A 17540-nucleotide genomic window follows, 5' to 3' on the forward strand; every position below is an offset into this window, starting at 1 on the left:
AGCCGCCGCGAATCTAGCGCGGCTCCCCCACCACCCCGTTGGCCTGACGCGTCGCCGTCGGCGCCCCGAGGAACACCGCGAACAACGCCGGCCTGCGCCGCTGCAACTCCAGCCGCCCACCGTCGGCCTCGATCAACGCCCGCGCCAGCGCCAGCCCGACACCGGTCGAGCCCGCCCCGGAGAACCCCCGATCGAAGATGTGCGGGGCCAGCTCATCGCTGACGCCGTCGCCCTCATCGGCGATCTCCACGCACACCAGCGGCTCCCGATCCCCACCCGGGCGCACCGTGCGCACCGACACCGTGCAGGTGCCGCCGCCGTGCATGAGGGCATTGTCGATCAGCACCGCGACCGCCTCCCGCAACCGGGAACCGGTGATCGGCGCGCGCAGCTGATCGTCACCGATCAATTGCAGGGTGCGCCCGGCCTCGGCGAACGGATGGGTCCATTCGGTGACGATGCCGCGCAGCTCGTCCATCACCGGCACCGGATCGCGTTCGGTGGCGTCCTCGTCACGGGAGGCGCGCACCAGATCGTCGATGGCCTCGGTGAGCCGGTCGACCTGCGCCATCGCCTCCTCAGCCTCGTGCACCACATCCGGGTCACGGTGCGCCGACAGCTCGTCCAGCCGCAGCCGCACCGCGGTGAGCCGGCTGCGCAACTGGTGGGAGACGTCGGCCACCAGCGCGTGCTCGCGTTGCAGCCGACCGGCGATCTCCACGGTCGCCGAATCCAGCACATCGGAGACCCGGTCCAGCTCGGCGATGCCGTGCCTGCGCGGATCGGGCCGGAAATCACCCATGGCCAGCCGGGCCGCCCGCGCCGCCACATCGCGCAACGGATCGGCGACCCGGCGCGCGGTCACCACCGCCACCGCCACCGCGGCGCTGAGCGAGGCCAGCACGGCCAACCCGACGACCGCGACGGCCTGGCGCTGCCTGGCATGCATCGGCGCCGACGGAACCTCGAGCCGCAACGACCCCGACGCCCCCATCGACAGCGATTCCAGCAGCGGATCCTGCACCCGCTCCGGACCGATATCGACCTGGGAGGCGTTGTCGTGCGGCGCCGGATAGATGATGGTGAGCTTGCCGTCGTCGGGCACCAGCGGACGCACGGTGCGCAGATCGAGGCCGTCGTGCACCCGGCCGTCCTCGCGTTCCTGGGCGATCACCTCCACCGCGATCCGCTCGAGCCGGTTCTGCAGATCGTTGCGGGTGATGTCTTCGACCCACAGCCACGCGGTGTAGGTCAGCGGCACGCCGAGCGCCACCGTGGTGAGCATGAGCACGGTCAGCATGGACCGCAGAATCCGGCGCCGCACGTCAGTCGGTGTTCAGCCGGAACCCGACACCGCGCACGGTGACGATGCGCCGCTCCGCCATCGGGCCCTCGTCCCCGATCTTGCGGCGCAGCCACGACATATGCATATCGAGGGTCTTGGAGCCGCGCAGTTCGGCATCACCCCACACCTCGCGCAGGATGGTCTCGCGCGAAACCACCTGGCCCGCCCGGTCGATGAGCACCTTGAGCAGCTCGTACTCCTTGTTGGCCAGCCCGACCTCGACGCCGTTGACCAGTACCCGCCGTGCGGCGGGCTCGAGCCGGATGCCGCCCACCTCGACGGTGTCGTCGCCGATTCCGCTGCGCCGCAACAGCGCTCGCACCCGGGCCAGCAGTTCGGCCAGCCGGAACGGTTTGCCCACGTAGTCGTCGGCGCCCGCGTCCAGCCCGACCACGAAATCGACCTCGTCGGTGCGCGCGGTCAACATCAGCACCGCCAGATCGGCACCGCGCGCCCGCACCTGACGGCACACCTCCAGCCCGTCCATGCCGGGCAGCCCGAGGTCGAGGATCAGCAGATCGTGGTTGCCTTCGAGCGCGCGGCGCAGCACCGCGGGACCGAAGCGTTCGACGGTGACCGAGTAGCCTTCCCGGCCCAAGGCGCGCGAGAGCGGCGCGGCGATGGCCTCATCGTCCTCGGCCAGCAGTACAGCGGTCATAGAGCAAGATTACGGATCCGCGCGGCGACCGGCGTGTCGCTCACCGGTAGCCGTGCGAATCGTCACGATGGCCGCGCTCGACCTCGAACACCTGGTGGTAGAGCAGCGCGTGCACCTGCTGCACCGCCGGGATGTCGTCGTATTCGAGCGGCTCCTCCGACGAGGATCCGATGATCAGGGTGCCGGTGCCGAGCAGCCGGTCGAACAGGCCGTGCCGGAACTGGACGCTGGAGATGCGGCTCATCGGGATATCGATGCCGGTATGGGTGATCACGCCTTGGCGCACCAGCACCCGCCGCTGCGTGATGATGAAGTGCGTCGACTTCCAGCTGATCAGCGGGATGACGCAGCGCCAGACCACGATGAGCAGCCAGATCAGGAAGATCACCAGCAGCAGGATCGACCGGCCGGGCGTCTCGGTATTGCGGTAGGCCACCCCACCGGCGAAGCCCGCCAAGGCAGTGGCGACGATCAAGGTGACGACCGGCCAGAACAGCATCTTCCAGTGCGGATGACGATGCAGTATCAGCTCTTCGTCGGGCGCCAGGACGTCCTCCGGATAACCCATGTGCCGAACCCTACCGCCCGCAATCGCGAAACGACCGGCGCGCGGCGGGGTGTCGAGGCCGGCGGTGGGCCTGGAACGCTCTCGACCGCAACGGGTTCAGTGACGCGGGGGCGCTATTGGGGGCGCAGATGGGTGACGTCGCCGGCCGAGACCGCCTGATCGCCGATGAGCAGCCGGCCGGCGTCGTCGACGTCGGTGGCCACGCCGGTGAGCGTCTTCCCGCCGGGCAGGTCGGCGCGCACCCGGGCACCGAGCGTCGAGCAATGCTCGCGGTAGGCGGCGGCCAGATGCGGTACGGCCCAACCCTCTTCGCGCCAGGCACTCATCCGGCGGGCGAATTCGGCGAGGATCGAACGCGCCAGCGCGGTGCGGTCGGTGACGGCCGCGCCCGCCAGCGTCAGCGAGGTCGCGTGCGGCACCGGAAGTTCGTCCTCGGCGAGGCTCACGTTCAGCCCGACGCCGACCACGATCGCCGGCTCGGCGCCGCTCGCGGCGACCTCGGCGAGGATGCCCGCCACCTTGCGGCCCTCGATCAACACGTCATTGGGCCATTTGAGGGTGGCGGGCACCGCGGCCGTGGTTCGCAACGCGTCCACCACCGCCACTCCTGTCAACAGGGGTAGCCAGCCGAGTGCGGACGGGTCGATGCCCGGCAGCCGCACCAGAATCGATAGCGCGATCTGCGCGCGCGGCGGACTGACCCATACCCGCGCGTGCCTGCCACGCCCCTGCTCCTGCGCCTCGGCCAGCAGCGCGATCCGGTCGGCATCGGGGTCGGCCGCCCTGGCGATCAGATCGGCGTTGGTGGATCCGGTCGTCTCGACGACCTCGAGCTCGCGATAGAACGACAACCGGTCGTCCTCGGCGATGTCGCGCCGCAACTGCTCTGCATCCAACGGTGGCCTGTGCACATGCGCAGGCTACTCGCCGTCGGTGGCGCTACCCCGCGAGATCGAAATCGGCCGGACGTACCGCCGGTCGCATCGCGGAGTTGCCCCCGATCTCTTCCTCGGACGCCTCCGCGGTGAATCCGAATTCTGCGACGGACTCCGTTTCGGTGAACTTCGGCTCCGGCTCGGTCACCGGCCGGGTGAACGCCGCCGCGGCCGCGCTTTCGGCCACCGAACTACTCCATCCCCACATGCTCGCTCCCCTCCCCTGAGCTCGAAAAATGAATGCTCACAGGGTATTGCGAAGCCCATTGGGAAAGAAACCGATTTTTCGCCCCTACCCCATGCCCACCTGGGGTTTTCTACTGACCGGTAGCCCTTCCTGGGTTAACAGGCGGTACTGGCACTGGTTACACTCCGAACCCATGACGAGTGTCCAGCAGCAGCCTACGCCGGGACCGGCGGGTGCCCCAGATATCCACACCACCGCCGGCAAGCTGGCTGACCTGCGGAATCGGCTGGAAGAGGCCAAGCACCCGATGGGTGAGGCCGCGGTCGACAAGGTGCACGCCAAGGGCAAGATGACCGCCCGCGAACGCATCCTGGCCCTGCTCGACGAGGGCTCCTTCGTCGAGCTGGACGCCCTGGCCCGCCACCGCAGCGTCAACTTCGGCTTGGAGAACAACCGGCCCCTCGGCGACGGTGTGGTCACCGGTTACGGCACCATCGACGGCCGCGACGTGTGCATCTTCAGCCAGGACGTCACCGTCTTCGGTGGCAGCCTCGGCGAGGTCTACGGCGAGAAGATCGTCAAGGTCATGGACCTGGCCCTGAAGACCGGCCGCCCGTTGATCGGCATCAACGAAGGCGCGGGCGCCCGCATCCAGGAGGGTGTGGTCTCCCTCGGCCTCTACGGCGAGATCTTCCACCGCAACATCCAGGCCTCCGGCGTGATCCCGCAGATCTCGCTGATCATGGGCCCGGCCGCCGGCGGGCACGTCTACTCCCCCGCGCTGACCGACTTCGTGGTGATGGTCGACGGCACCAGCCAGATGTTCGTCACCGGCCCCGACGTCATCAAGACCGTCACCGGTGAAGAAGTCACCATGGAAGAACTCGGTGGCGCCAACACCCACATGACCAAGTCCGGTGTCGCCCACTACGTCGCCTCCGGCGAGCAGGACGCCCTCGACTACGTCAAGGACCTGCTGTCCTACCTGCCGAGCAACAACCGCGCCGAGGCGCCGCGGTTCCCGGCCACCGATCCGATCGACGGCGCCATCGAGGACTGCCTCACCGAGGAAGACCTCGAACTCGACACGCTGATCCCGGACTCGCCGAACCAGCCCTACGACATGCACGAGGTCATCCGTCGCCTACTCGACGACGACGAATTCCTCGAGGTGCAGGCCGAACGCGCGATGAACATCATCGTCGGCTTCGGCCGGGTCGATGGCCGCAGCGTCGGCATCGTCGCCAACCAGCCCACCCAGTTCGCCGGCTGCCTCGACATCGACGCCTCGGAGAAGGCCGCCCGCTTCGTGCGCACCTGCGACGCGTTCAACATCCCGATCATCACCCTGGTCGACGTGCCCGGCTTCCTGCCCGGTACCGGACAGGAATACAACGGCATCATCCGCCGCGGCGCGAAGCTGCTCTACGCCTACGGCGAGGCCACTGTGGGCAAAATCACCATCATCACCCGCAAGGCCTACGGCGGCGCCTACGACGTCATGGGTTCCAAGCACATGGGTGCCGATGTGAACCTCGCCTGGCCCACCGCGCAGATCGCCGTCATGGGTGCTTCCGGGGCCGTCGGATTCGTCTACCGCAAGCAGTTGGCCGAGGCCGCCAAAGAGGGCGCCGACGTCGATGCGCTGCGGCTCGAGCTGCAAAACGAGTACGAGGACACGTTGGTGAACCCGTACGTCGCCGCCGAACGCGGCTACGTCGACGCGGTCATCCCGCCGTCGCACACCCGCGGCCAGATCGTGTCCGCGCTGCGACTGCTCGAACGCAAGATGGTCACCCTCCCGCCGAAGAAACACGGCAACATTCCGCTGTGAATCAGCGATACCCTCGTTGAGCCGCGCACACTGGTTGCAGTGATGCAATGAGTGAATCCGACGATGATTGCGTCTCTTGGCCGGACACGACCCCTCGTCCGGCCAAGGCAAGAGAGAGGATCTGGCACCGTGACAATCGTGGCAGATGAAGAAGTGCTGACCGCCGCCGAACTCGACCTCGCGGTCGACTCGCTCGATGACGCCGCGGCAGTCGGCGCCGACGTCGACGCCGCCCTGGCTGCGGTCGCGGGCGAGAAGCCCTTCCTGATCATCGAAAAGGGTGCGCCCACCGATGAGGAGATCGCGGCGCTGGTGTGCGTGCTGAGCGCGGCGGCCAACAGTGCCGCGCCCGCGGGCCCACAGGGACCGAACGATTTCTGGGGCAGGCCGACCATGATGCACCGCGGCACCTCGCCGTTCTCCCCGTACGCGTTCCCGCAGCTGTCGCATCTGCGCTGAGCCGAAGGCGCCGGGAGGGGAACATCCGTGACCGAACTGGTTCTCGCGTCAGCGTCCCCTGCCCGGCGCACCGTACTGCGGTCCGCGGGCATCGAGCCCGTCGTCCGGGTCTCGGACGTGGACGAGGACGCCGTGGCCGCGGCACTGCCCGCGGATACCCCACCACAGCAGGTGGTGGTCGAACTGGCCAAGGCGAAGGCCGCGACGGTCGCCGCCGCGGTCCCGGAATTCGCCGGCGACTGTGTGGTGGTCGGCTGCGATTCCATGCTGTTGATCGACGGCACGCTGCAAGGCAAACCGCATACCCCCGAGGTGGCGCGGGCCCGCTGGAACGCGATGGCCGGGCGCAGCGCCGAACTCATCACCGGGCACTGCGTGCTGCGGTTGCTGGACGGCGCCGTGACCGCGGAAGCGGTGGATTGCAGCTCCACCACGATTCATTTCGCCAAACCCGAACCCGAGGCGCTGGAGGCCTATATCGCCACCGGTGAGCCCTTGCAGGTGGCGGGAGCGTTCACCCTCGACGGTCTCGGCGGCTGGTTCGTCGACCGCATCGACGGCGATCCGTCGAGCGTGATCGGCATCGGGCTACCACTGCTGCGCAGGTTGCTCGACGATGTCGGGGTCGCTGTCGCGGACCTGTGGCGGCACCCGGCCGACGACTGACGGCGCCGGGCGCGGCCCCTCGCCATAGGGTTCGCGGCCGACGGCCAGCAGGGCCAGCCGCAATTCGCACACCTCGTCCTCGATGAACGGATCGAGGCTGACCTGCACCCGGTCGCGGGCGCCGTTGCGGTCCAGCACTTCCTGCAACAGCCCCTGATGCACCCCGCAGACCACCTCGGAATGCGTGCGGGCCAATTCGCGCAGCGGGCAGGCCGTGAGCCGGATGGTGACCTTCTCGTCGGTATCGCCCGCGGGATCACGTTCGGGAGCGAATCCGAGCTCCGACATCAATGACATGGCCAGGTCTTTGGCCTCGCCGAGCGTTTCGGCGGGCTGCTCGACCACGTCCAGGCGGGCGCCCCATGCGCGACCGGCCGCCACCGCGGCTTCGGCGCGCCGGCGCGGATCCGGCCCGAGCTGATCGGCGAGCACCTGCGCCAATTCCTGATAGCCGACCGTTCGCTGGACGGCGCGGTACCCGATGCGCGGGCGCCCGCGGCCCCGTGGCGGCTGCTGAAACTGCCGGACCAGGGATTCCCGGGTGAGGACATCGAGATGAAATCGGACCGTGGTGACGTGCTGTCCGGTGATCTTGGCCAGCTCCTGGGCATCGAGAGGCTCGCTGGCGCCACGTAGGATCGCGAGCAGTCGCCGCCGCGGCCACGAATCGGACATAGCTCACCCCTCCTCCCGGGAGACTTTATCGGATGCTCGTGCGACTTATTCGCTCAATCAGCCGATTTGTGATCTGAAACGAGATTCATCTTCGGGTCACACATACCATGCACTGTGCGACCCCGATACCGCCCAACCGCCGCCTACCTCGTGTGAAGGATCCCTGACGTGCCCGTCGCCCCGGACCCCAATCCCGCCTTCGGTGCCTACGCACACCCACAACGACTAGTAACCACGGAATGGCTGTCGGCAAACATCGGCGCTCCCGGGCTGAAGATCATCGAGTCGAACGAAGACATCCTGCTCTATGACATCGGGCACGTACCCGGCGCCACCAAAATCGACTGGCGCGGCGACCTGAACGACCCGGTCACCCGCGATTACATCGACGGCGCGCGGTTCACCGAACTCATGCGGTCCAAGGGCATCGAACGCGAGGACACCGTGGTCGTCTACGGCGATCGCGGCAATGCGCAGGCCGCGCACACGCTCTGGGTGCTCACCCTGTTCGGCCACGAGGACGTCCGGCTGCTCGACGGCGGCCGCGAGGCCTGGATCGGCGAGGAGCGCGACACCACCTTCGAACCGCCGCGCCTGGCACCGAGCGGCTACCCGGCCGTGCGCCGCGACGACAGCACCGATCGCGCGTTTCGCTCCGAGGTCCTCAACCATCTGGGCAAACCACTGGTCGATGTGCGCTCGCCAGAGGAATACACCGGTGAGGCGTCCACGGCGCCGGACGATCTCGCGCTGCGCGCCGGCCACATCCCGACTGCGGTGAACATTCCGTGGACCGAGGCGCTCACTTCCGACGGCCGCTTCCGTCCGCGCGCCGATCTCGACGCCCTCTACGGCGAACTCACCGCCGAAGACGCCTTGATCGTCTACAGCAGGGTCGGCGAGCGTTCCAGCCACACCTGGTTCGTGCTCAAATACCTGCTCGGCTTCGATTCGGTCCGCAATTACGACGGCTCCTGGACCGAATGGGGCAACTCGGTGCGCATGCCGATCGCCCGCGGAAGTGAGCCGGGCAGCGCACCGGCCGGTGCCGGTCGCCGGGCTCGTAGCAGGTAACACAGACCCCGGCCGACCATATATGTGATCCACAACCTACTCTTCGGTAGGACTATCCGAGTTCGGCGTCTGTTGGCAGACTGCCTACACTCGCCCCAGACGTTGAGTTGTCGACCCAGGGGCGACCACAGAGAAGATTGCACAGGAGGCTCAGTGCCCAGCCATGCCAGCGCGCAGATCACGAAGGTACTCGTAGCTAACCGAGGCGAGATCGCCGTGCGCGTGATCCGGGCGGCCAAGGATGCCGGTATCGGCAGCGTCGCGGTGTATGCCGAACCCGATGCCGATGCCCCGTTCGTCAAGCTCGCCGATGAGGCCTTCGCCCTCGGTGGACAGACGTCGGCAGAGTCGTACCTGGTGTTCGACAAGATCCTCGACGCCGCCGCCAAGTCCGGGGCCGACGCCATCCACCCCGGCTACGGATTCCTTTCCGAGAACGCCGACTTCGCCCAAGCCGTCATCGACGCCGGGCTGATCTGGATCGGCCCGTCACCGCAGTCCATCCGCGACCTCGGTGACAAGGTCACCGCCCGCCACATCGCCGAACGCGCGAACGCGCCGATGGCCGCGGGCACCAAGGACCCGGTCAAGAACGCCGACGAGGTCGTCGAGTTCGCCAAGAAGTACGGCGTCCCGGTGGCCATCAAGGCCGCCTTCGGTGGCGGTGGACGCGGCATGAAGGTCGCCCACACCATCGAGGAGATCCCGGAGCTGTTCGAGTCGGCCACCCGCGAGGCGGTGGCCGCGTTCGGCCGCGGTGAGTGCTTCGTCGAGCAGTACCTGGACAAGGCCCGCCACGTCGAGGCCCAGGTCATCGCCGACAAGCACGGCAACGTCGTGGTCGCGGGCACCCGTGACTGCTCGCTGCAGCGCCGGTTCCAGAAACTGGTCGAGGAAGCCCCGGCACCGTTCCTGTCCGATGAGGTGCGCGCCAAGATCCACGAGTCGGCCAAGCGGATCTGCCGCGAGGCCCACTACTACGGCGCCGGCACCGTGGAATACCTGGTGCAGGGCGAGACCGTGTCGTTCCTCGAGGTCAACACCCGCCTTCAGGTCGAACACCCGGTCACCGAGGAGACCTCCGGCATCGACCTGGTGCGCCAGCAGTTCCGCATCGCCAACGGCGAAGAACTGTCGATCAAGGAAGACCCGACCCCGCGCGGGCATTCCTTCGAATTCCGCATCAACGGTGAGGACGCCGGCCGCGGCTTCCTGCCCGCCCCCGGCCCCGTCACCGCCTACTCCGAGCCCGCGGGCCCCGGCGTGCGCGTGGACTCCGGTGTGGTCGCCGGCAGCGTGATCGGCGGCCAGTTCGACTCCATGCTGGCCAAGCTGATCGTCACCGGCGAGAACCGCACCCAGGCCCTGGAGCGCGCCCGCCGCGCGCTGGCGGAGTTCCACGTCGAGGGCCTGGCCACCGTCATCCCGTTCCACCGCGCCATCGTCGAGGACCCCGCCTTCATCGGTGACGGTGAGAAGTTCGACGTCTACACCAAGTGGATCGAGAACGAGTGGAACAACACCATCGAGCCCTACACCGGTGGTGCCCCGCTCGATGAGGACGAGGAAGGACCGCGCCAGAAGGTGGTCGTCGAAGTCGGCGGCCGCCGCGTCGAGGTCTCGCTGCCCGGCAACTTCACCGTCGGTGCCGGTGCGGCCGGTGCGGGCGGTAACGGTGCCGGTGTGATCCGCAAGAAGCCCAAGCCCCGCAAGCGTGGCGGCGCGGGCGGCGGCGCGGCCTCCGGCGACTCGGTCACCGCACCCATGCAGGGCACCGTCGTCAAGGTCGCCGTCGAGGAAGGCCAGACCGTCGAAGCCGGCGACCTGATCCTCGTGCTCGAAGCCATGAAGATGGAAAACCCGGTCAACGCCCACAAATCCGGCGTCGTCACCGGACTCGCCGTCGAAGCCGGCGCCGCCATCACCCAAGGCACCGTGCTCGCCGAGATCAAGTAGGACTCGGCCAGGCCGATAGCGGGCCGCGAATGGGGCAATGTGACGCCCCGTTCGCGGCCCGTTTCGCGTTTCCGGATCGCTCCGCGCACCGGTGGCGATGACGCCGCACGAACGCAAGCCCCCTGAACGCCGGAGCCCCGTTCGCGGCGAGACACCCGGGGCGCGAACACGCCGCGCCGACGGCCCGAAGACCCAGTATCGTGGTCGCGTGACCAGCTCTTCGCCCGCCGTCGCGGAGGTCATTCGTACCCGCGTCGAATCCGGTAGCCGCGCCGATGGGTATCGGCTGGTGCTCGTCGTCGAGGGTGGGGGCAGCCGTGGCGTGTATTCCAGCGGCATGGTGCACGGGCTCGAGCAGCTGGGGTTGTCGTCGGTGTTCGACGCCGTGTACGGCACGTCGGCCGGTGCGATCAATGGTGCGTGGCTGCTGTGCGGGCGAGCCGAGCCCGGCATGCGGTCGTGGACCGATCCGGTGATCATGCGCCGGGCGATCGACCCGGCCCGGCTGTTGCGTGGCCGCCCGGCCTTCGACCTGCGGTATCTGGTGCATCAGGTCTACGACGGCATCGAGCCCATGGATTTCCCGGCCATTCTGGCCAACTCCACCACCTTCCACCCGGTGGCCACCGATGTGCGCACCGGGCTGGCGGTGGACCTGAATCGTCACATCGTGGACAAGCGCACCCTCATGACCGCGCTACGGGCCTCGGCGGGACTGCCGATCCTGGCCGGCCCGCCCGTGGCGCTCGGTGACGCGTCCTATCTGGACGGCGGGCTCGCCGAAACCGTGCCGATCCGCACCGCACTGCGTTCCGGCGCGACCCACGCGCTGGTGCTGCGCACCCGTCGGGTGGACGAGCGGCGCCCGCCCGCCTCCCGCGTGCATTCCGTGGTCGGCGGCACCTATCTCCGGGTGCGCGCGCCCGGCGCCTACCGGGCCTGGCTGGAGCGCCCGCATCAGCAAGCGGTGGAAGACCGGGTCCTGGCCGGCCTCGGCGACGCCGTGCTGCAGATCCATCCGCCCGCGGGTTCGCCTGCCGTCGACAGCGCGGCCCGCGATACCGATCTACTGGCGCGGGCGCTCGAGATCGGGCGGCAGGCAGCACATGCCGCGCTGGGCGAGGTGGTAGCGCAGCGGGATAACTCGCGCGGCTAACCTTGCACCGGTAGCCGACCACGGTACGCGCAGCACGCCGACCCGCTGCCGGGCATCCGACACGAAGAGAGCTGATGGAACCGATCGAGATCAACGCGGGTTCCTGGTACCTGCGTGCCCTGCGCGCCGACGATCGTATCGACGACCGCCCGGCGCTGGCCGAAGGCGGGATCACCGATCCGGGCTACGTGGCCCGCCGCAATAGCCAGTGGGACGACGAAACCCACTACTCCTGGGCAGTGTGCGAGCCGACCACCGCCGAACTCGTCGCCGAAATCGGTGTCACGCCCGGCGAGGATGGCACGGCCGAGATCACCGGCTGGTCCCGGCCGGGCTTCGACGAGGCCCTCGATGCCGGACTGACAGCGGTGCAGCGGTTCACCGAGGGCGCGCTCGGGTTGACGCCACGCCGAACCGTCTGAGTCCCCGCCGAACACATCGAGGTCGCGCGAGTGGGCGGTCCCGCCTGACGACAGGACCGCCGCCTGCTCACCGCATGACGCCGGTATGCCCCGTGGAATACCGCCCCGGCTGCGGCCACACCGTCAACCCGTGCGCACCCTTCCCGACGGGGATGCGCGCCAGTAGCTTCCAGTCGATGATGTCGATGGCGTAGACCTCGCCGTGGTGGCGGCCGGAGACCCAGAAGACGCGGCCGTCGGCGGAGATATTGCCCATATCGGGGCTGCCGCCGCCGGGCAGGTACCACTTGTGCACCAGCTTGTCCTGGGCGAAGTCCCACACCGAGATGCTGCCCTCGTGCCGGTTGGTGATGATCATCTGCTTCGAGTCACGGGTGATGTAGAGCCCGTGCGCACCATGGCCGGTGGGCACGAAACCGGTGTAGTCGAAGGTGAGCGCGTCGAAGACGTAGATGCCGTTGGCGACCATATCCGCGACGAAGAACTGGGTGCCGTCCGGTGAGAGCTTCACGTCCTGCGGTTTGCCGGAGCGACCGCCGGGCAGGTCGATGGTTTTGATCGGCTTGCGTCCGGCGACGTCGAAAACCAGCATCCGCCCGATGAATTCGCAGCTGGCCAGGGCGAAGCGGCCGTCGGCCGTGAAGTCCATATGGTCGACGCCCGCGCAGTCGGGCACCGGGACGCCGTGCAGTTTCTGCCAGGTCTTCGGATCGTAGAAGTCCAGTGACTTGTCCGCCTCGGCGACGACCAGGGCGAACTTGCCGTCCGGCGTGTAATACATGTTGTACGGGTCGCGCACCGGAATCGGCGCGCCCGGCTTGCCGGTTCGCGGGTCGATGGGCAGCAGGCTCCCACCGCCGATGGGCAGATCGTTGGTGGCGTAGAGGGTCTGCATGTCATAGGACGGGACCACATGCTGGGGTTCCTGCCCGCCCGAGGAGAACGTGTCGACCACCTGGAAGGTCGCCTGGTCGATCACGGTGACGGTATTGGATTCGCTGTTGGGCACGTAGACGAGTGCGCGATGGTCGGCGACCGACGGATCGAGCTCCCGGTTGGCCGCGTAGACGTCGGTGTCCGACAGCGGCGGCGGCATGCCGGGTAGCAGGTTCGCCAGATGGGGTGGTGGCGGCGCGGAGGTCGTGGCGGCGGTCGCGCCCCCGGTGTGCTGGACCGAGCCGGCCTCGCTCGTGGTGGAACACCCGGCGACGGCCGCCACCACCGCTAGGGAGGCGACCAGCGAAGCCCGGCGGCGCCGCACGCCGTGATCGATTCGGCAGGTGTTGGTTCTCGCGCCGATGACCCGCGTCGCAGCCCCCGAACACTGACCGCGCACGCCGGGCACCGGCGCTGAATTGTGGTGCTGACGGGAGGACATGGCAGCGAAGCATAGGGATAGCCACCCGGTAGCGCAGCTGTCCGCGCCGAACTCGGGGGGAAACCGCGTCGAGCCGACGATGGCTCAGGGCAGGTCGGTGAGCACCCGGTCAAGGGCCGTCACCGCCGCGTCGAGTTCCTCGGCGGTCACCGTCAACGGCGGACGGAACCGGATGCCGCGTTCACCGGTGCCGATGATGAGCACATGCTCGCGTTCGCGCAGCTGGGTGAGCACGTCGTCACGGAAGCGGGTGTCGGGCAGGGTGATCGCGCACATGAGCCCGCGACCACGCGGTTCGGTCACGGTCGGATGCCGCCGCGCCAGCTCCGTGAGCCGGTCCAGCAGGTGCGCGCCGAGCAGCCGGGAGCGTTCGACGAGCCCGTCGCGTTCGATCACCTCGAGGATGCGGCGGGTGCGCACCATATCGGTCAAGTTGCCGCCCCAGGTGGAGTTCAGCCGGGAGCTGACAGCGAACACATTGTCGGCAACCTCGTCCACGCGCCCGCCCGCCATCACGCCGCACACCTGGGTCTTCTTCCCGAAGGCCACCACATCCGGTGCCAGCCCGAATTGCTGGTAGGCCCAGGTCGTTCCGGTCATGCCGACACCGGTCTGCACCTCGTCGAGTACGAACAGCGCGTCGTTGTCGTGGCACAGCTGCTGCATCGCGGCGAGGAATTCCGGGCGCAGATGCCGATCGCCGCCCTCGCCCTGGATCGGTTCGGCAATGAAACACGCGATGTCATGCGGGTTCTCGGCGAAGGCGCGGGCCGCCTGGTCGAGGGCGAGCCGTTCGGCCGCGGCGATATCGCGCCCCTCGCCCAGGTACGGCGCCTCGATGCGCGGCCAGTCGAAGGCCGGGAAGCGCGCGGTCTTGGTGGGGTCGGTATTGGTCAGCGACATGGTGTAGCCGGTGCGTCCGTGGAAGGCGCCGGTCAGGTGCATCACCTGGGTGCCGAGTCGCGGTGACCGGCCGTGGCTTTCGTTGTGCCTGCTCTTCCAGTCGAACGCCACCTTGAGCGCGTTCTCCACGGCGAGCCCACCGCCGTCGATGAAGAACAGGTGCGGCAGCCGGGGATCGCCGAGCACCCGCACGAAGGTTTCCACGAAACGGGCCATGGCGACGGTGTAGATGTCGGAGTTGCTCGGCTTGTTGAGTGCGGCGGCGGCCAGCTCCGCGACGAACGCCTCGTCACCGGCGAGCGCCGGATGATTCATGCCGAGGGCGTTGGAGGCGAAGAAGCCGAACATGTCCAGGTAGACGGTGCCGTCACGTTCGTCGACGAGGTGGCGGCCCTGCGATTGTCGCAGGTCCAGAACCAGCTCGAAGCCATCGGCGAGGATGCTCGCCGACAAGATCTCATGGACTCGGGATGCGGTGGTGACCGATACCTCGTCACCATCCGAGCGGGTGCGCTCCAGTTCGATGGTCACATCCGCAGGGTACGAAAGATTTAGCGAAATCTCTACAACAAAACGGAGAAACTCCGGTCAAGGTCTACCTGTCGTAGAATGTCTGCAAGATGATGGTGCTTCGCGTACGGACATTGGCGGTCGCGCGGATCTCCTGCAACAGCTGTTCCAGATGCCGGGGCGAAGCCACCCGTACCAGCAGCACGTAACTCTCGTCGCCGGCCACCGAGTGGCAGGCCTCGATGCCGGGGATCTGCTGCAACAATGCGGGCGCGTCATCGGGTTGGGACGGGTCGAGAGGAGTGATCGCGACGAATGCCGACAGCAGATGCCCCAGCGCCTCGGGATCGACCTTCGCGGTGTAGCCGCGGATCACGCCCCGCGCTTCCAGCCTGCGCACCCGCGACTGCACCGCCGACACCGACAGGCTCGCCTTTTCGGCCAGGTTGGACAGGGTCGCCCGGCCGTCGGCCATCAGCTCGCGAATCAGTAGCCGATCGATATCGTCGAGAACGGGCTTTGCCGGTGTTTCCGCCATCAGCGAAGGCTAACGCAGCCAACGGGGCCCGTGCAGAAAACTTGTAATCGTTCATTCCGCGACCGCACCCGCGTCGGGCACCGGTCGGCGACGTCGAAGCGGAGGACCAGATGACCAGCGAAACGGAGCACCGGAAGCCGCACATCGTGGGCGAGCATTCCACCCGCATGCTGCCGGGCCGCGCCGAAGCCCTGCTCGACGCGCTCGGCGCCGAACTCCCCCCGCCCGGCACGCTGGTCGCGCGCACGCCCATCACCGGCGGACAGCTGGCCACCGTCCGCCCGGACTCCCCCGCCGACGTCGATGCCGCGATCGAGCGGGCCGCCACCGCGTTTCGGAACTGGCGCACGGTACCCGCCCCGGTGCGCGGCGCGGTAGTGCGCCGACTGGCCGAATTGCTGCGCGCGCACAAGAACGAGCTGGGCGAGCTGGTCACCCTGGAAGCGGGCAAGATCGGCGCCGAGGCGGTCGGCGAGGTGCAGGAGATGATCGATGTCTGCGAGTTCGCCGTCGGGTTGTCGCGTCAGCTCTACGGGCGCACGATGCCCTCGGAGCGGCCCGGCCACCGGCTGATGGAGACCTGGCATCCGCTGGGTGTGGTCGGGGTGATCTCGGCGTTCAACTTCCCGGTCGCGGTGTGGGCCTGGAATACTGCGATCGCGCTTGTGTGCGGCGACACCGTGGTGTGGAAGCCCTCGGAGACCACGCCGTTGACCGGGCTGGCCTGCCATACACTGCTGCGCCGGGCCGCGGCCGACGTGGGCGCCGATCCGCAGATCCATCAGCTGATCCTCGGCAGTGCGGAGGCCGGCGAACGACTCGTCGACGACGAACGGGTGGCGTTGCTGAGCGCGACGGGTTCGGTGCGGATGGGCCGCACGGTCGCGCCGCGGGTCGCGGCCCGCCTCGGTCGCTGCCTGCTCGAGCTCGGCGGCAACAATGCCGCCATCGTGACGGCGTCGGCGGATCTGGAGCTGGCCGCGCGCGGCATCGTGTTCGCTGCGGCGGGCACGGCGGGCCAGCGCTGCACGACCCTGCGGCGATTGATCGTGCACGCCGATGTGGCGGGACCGCTGCTCGACCGGCTGGAGAGCGCGTATCTGCAACTGCGCGTCGGCAATCCGCTCGAACCCGGCGTGCTGGTCGGACCGCTGATCAACGCGCGGGCGCATACGTCCATGATCAAGGCCATCGAGCGCGCACTCGACGACGGCGGCGAATTGATCTGCGGCGGTGAACGAGTGGACGGCTTCGGCGACGACGCCGACTACGTGCAGCCGGCCATCATCCGGATGCCGGCCCAGACCACGGTGGTGCGGGAGGAGACGTTCGCGCCGATCCTGTACGTGCTGACCTACCACGATTTCGAGACCGCGATCGAGTTGCACAATGCGGTGCCGCAAGGTCTTTCGTCGTCGATCTTCACCACCGATCAGCGCGAGGCCGAACGGTTCCTGGCCGCCGACGGCTCCGACTGCGGCATCGCCAATGTCAATATCGGCACCTCCGGCGCGGAGATCGGCGGCGCGTTCGGCGGGGAGAAGCAGACCGGCGGCGGACGCGAATCCGGGTCCGATTCGTGGAAGGCCTATATGCGCCGCGCCACCAACACCGTCAACTACTCCGATGATCTGCCGTTGGCGCAGGGGATCGAATTCGGCTGACCGTCGCCCTTGGTGCCGTTCAGCGCCCGAACCGCACCGTCCAGGCGCCGCGATGGTGCAGCCGGACGGGACTGGCCGGTGGAATGTCGAGTCGCCAGAACGAGGCGGCGGGTGCATCCAGGGCCACCAGCAGCGCCGCCCGGATCACCGCGGGATGGGTCAGCGCGACCGTTGACCGGCCTGCGTCGGCGATGACGGCAAGCCAGGCAGCGATCCTGTCGACGAGATCCAGGATCGACTCGCCGCCGTGTCCGCGAAACGCGGGATCGGTGAGCCAGTCGTGCGCGTCCTCGGGCGGGAGTGCGGCGAGTTCGCGGCCGCGCCAGCTGCCCGCGTCGAGATCGCGGAGGGCGGGTTCGGTGCGGCCCGTCACTCCGAGCGCCTCGGCGGTGTCGCGGGCGCGGCGCTCGGGCGCGATCAACACCACGGCATCGGCGGGCGGGCGATACGGTGCCGGCGCGTTGCGGCCGGCTTCGGTGAGCGGTTCGTCATCGGGGAAGCGCGCGCTGCGCATGGCCTCGGTCACACCGTGGCCGATCAGGTCGAGTTTCAGCACGCCGGGCACAGCGCAACGATACGGGCGGCGGCGCTGGTCGCGGCATACGTGTCGGT

General features: G+C 68.4%; 18 protein-coding genes. 8 read left to right on the forward strand and 10 right to left on the reverse strand.

Features of this window, described 5'->3' with window-relative positions; all coding sequences use genetic code 11:
• Window positions 1-13: 13 nt before the first annotated feature.
• The 5 genes from FEK34_RS00380 to FEK34_RS00400 all read right to left on the reverse strand — a co-directional run bounded on the left by FEK34_RS00380 (window position 14) and on the right by FEK34_RS00400 (window position 3693).
• Window positions 14-1324: a sensor histidine kinase gene (locus FEK34_RS00380; RefSeq protein ID WP_138445897.1), complete on the reverse strand. Its 1311-nt coding sequence runs from the start codon at window positions 1322-1324 to the stop codon at window positions 14-16.
• A gap of 1 nt (window position 1325) precedes the next feature.
• Window positions 1326-2003 carry a response regulator transcription factor gene (locus FEK34_RS00385; protein ID WP_036533618.1) on the reverse strand — a complete coding sequence of 226 codons (678 nt, stop codon included), beginning with the start codon at window positions 2001-2003 and terminating at the stop codon, window positions 1326-1328.
• Between the two features lie 40 nt (window positions 2004-2043).
• The gene (locus FEK34_RS00390; protein ID WP_138445898.1) at window positions 2044-2571 is read right to left on the reverse strand and encodes a PH domain-containing protein; all 528 of its coding nucleotides are present in this window, start codon (window positions 2569-2571) and stop codon (window positions 2044-2046) included.
• Window positions 2572-2684: 113 nt separating this feature from the next.
• On the reverse strand, window positions 2685-3482 hold the full coding sequence (locus FEK34_RS00395; protein WP_249358723.1) for a biotin--[acetyl-CoA-carboxylase] ligase: 798 nt from the start codon (window positions 3480-3482) through the stop codon (window positions 2685-2687).
• Window positions 3483-3510: 28 nt separating this feature from the next.
• Complete coding sequence (locus FEK34_RS00400) at window positions 3511-3693, reverse strand: hypothetical protein (protein WP_138445899.1); 183 nt, start codon at window positions 3691-3693, stop codon at window positions 3511-3513.
• Window positions 3694-3886: 193 nt separating this feature from the next.
• Between FEK34_RS00400 and FEK34_RS00405 the strand changes: the two genes are divergently transcribed.
• The 3 genes from FEK34_RS00405 to FEK34_RS00415 all read left to right on the forward strand — a co-directional run bounded on the left by FEK34_RS00405 (window position 3887) and on the right by FEK34_RS00415 (window position 6652).
• Complete coding sequence (locus FEK34_RS00405; RefSeq protein ID WP_138445900.1) at window positions 3887-5527, forward strand: acyl-CoA carboxylase subunit beta; 1641 nt, start codon at window positions 3887-3889, stop codon at window positions 5525-5527.
• A 138-nt stretch (window positions 5528-5665) separates the two neighbouring features.
• Complete coding sequence (locus tag FEK34_RS00410) at window positions 5666-5986, forward strand: acyl-CoA carboxylase subunit epsilon (RefSeq protein WP_432760914.1); 321 nt, start codon at window positions 5666-5668, stop codon at window positions 5984-5986.
• A gap of 27 nt (window positions 5987-6013) precedes the next feature.
• Window positions 6014-6652, forward strand: coding sequence for a nucleoside triphosphate pyrophosphatase (locus FEK34_RS00415; RefSeq protein ID WP_138445902.1), 639 nt, complete (start codon window positions 6014-6016; stop codon window positions 6650-6652).
• Here FEK34_RS00415 and FEK34_RS00420 read toward each other — a convergent pair.
• Window positions 6575-7327 (reverse strand): helix-turn-helix transcriptional regulator, encoded by a 753-nt coding sequence (locus FEK34_RS00420; RefSeq protein ID WP_138445903.1) that lies wholly within the window; start codon window positions 7325-7327, stop codon window positions 6575-6577. The two genes, FEK34_RS00415 and FEK34_RS00420, sit on opposite strands and share 78 nt — an antisense overlap.
• Window positions 7328-7495: 168 nt before the next feature.
• Between FEK34_RS00420 and FEK34_RS00425 the strand changes: the two genes are divergently transcribed.
• The 4 genes from FEK34_RS00425 (at window position 7496) to FEK34_RS00440 (ending at window position 11935) form a co-directional block, all read left to right on the forward strand.
• Window positions 7496-8401 carry a sulfurtransferase gene (locus FEK34_RS00425; RefSeq protein WP_138445904.1) on the forward strand — a complete coding sequence of 302 codons (906 nt, stop codon included), beginning with the start codon at window positions 7496-7498 and terminating at the stop codon, window positions 8399-8401.
• A gap of 153 nt (window positions 8402-8554) precedes the next feature.
• Complete coding sequence (locus FEK34_RS00430) at window positions 8555-10357, forward strand: acetyl/propionyl/methylcrotonyl-CoA carboxylase subunit alpha (RefSeq protein WP_138445905.1); 1803 nt, start codon at window positions 8555-8557, stop codon at window positions 10355-10357.
• Between the two features lie 208 nt (window positions 10358-10565).
• On the forward strand, window positions 10566-11513 hold the full coding sequence (locus FEK34_RS00435) for a patatin-like phospholipase family protein (RefSeq protein ID WP_138445906.1): 948 nt from the start codon (window positions 10566-10568) through the stop codon (window positions 11511-11513).
• A gap of 74 nt (window positions 11514-11587) precedes the next feature.
• On the forward strand, window positions 11588-11935 hold the full coding sequence (locus FEK34_RS00440; protein ID WP_138445907.1) for a hypothetical protein: 348 nt from the start codon (window positions 11588-11590) through the stop codon (window positions 11933-11935).
• Between the two features lie 67 nt (window positions 11936-12002).
• Here the strand turns inward: FEK34_RS00440 and FEK34_RS00445 are convergent, their stop codons facing one another.
• From FEK34_RS00445 to FEK34_RS00455, 3 genes are all read right to left on the reverse strand, one after another.
• The gene (locus FEK34_RS00445; RefSeq protein ID WP_249358724.1) at window positions 12003-13313 is read right to left on the reverse strand and encodes a hypothetical protein; all 1311 of its coding nucleotides are present in this window, start codon (window positions 13311-13313) and stop codon (window positions 12003-12005) included.
• 84 nt (window positions 13314-13397) lie between these two features.
• The gene (gene lat / locus FEK34_RS00450) at window positions 13398-14747 is read right to left on the reverse strand and encodes an L-lysine 6-transaminase (protein ID WP_171047986.1); all 1350 of its coding nucleotides are present in this window, start codon (window positions 14745-14747) and stop codon (window positions 13398-13400) included.
• 64 nt (window positions 14748-14811) lie between these two features.
• On the reverse strand, window positions 14812-15264 hold the full coding sequence (locus FEK34_RS00455) for an Lrp/AsnC family transcriptional regulator (protein ID WP_036533594.1): 453 nt from the start codon (window positions 15262-15264) through the stop codon (window positions 14812-14814).
• 167 nt (window positions 15265-15431) lie between these two features.
• Here FEK34_RS00455 and amaB point away from each other — a divergent pair, with 167 nt between their 5' ends.
• Entirely contained in the window at window positions 15432-16928 is a 1497-nt protein-coding gene (gene amaB, locus FEK34_RS00460) for an L-piperidine-6-carboxylate dehydrogenase (protein ID WP_138446332.1), read from the forward strand.
• 19 nt (window positions 16929-16947) lie between these two features.
• On the opposite strand, the gene FEK34_RS00465 is transcribed toward amaB, so the two are convergent.
• On the reverse strand, window positions 16948-17493 hold the full coding sequence (locus tag FEK34_RS00465; RefSeq protein ID WP_138445908.1) for a histidine phosphatase family protein: 546 nt from the start codon (window positions 17491-17493) through the stop codon (window positions 16948-16950).
• Window positions 17494-17540: the final 47 nt, after the last annotated feature.

This window comes from Nocardia cyriacigeorgica (assembly GCF_005863245.1).
GTDB classification, from domain to species: Bacteria; Actinomycetota; Actinomycetes; order Mycobacteriales; family Mycobacteriaceae; genus Nocardia; species Nocardia cyriacigeorgica_C.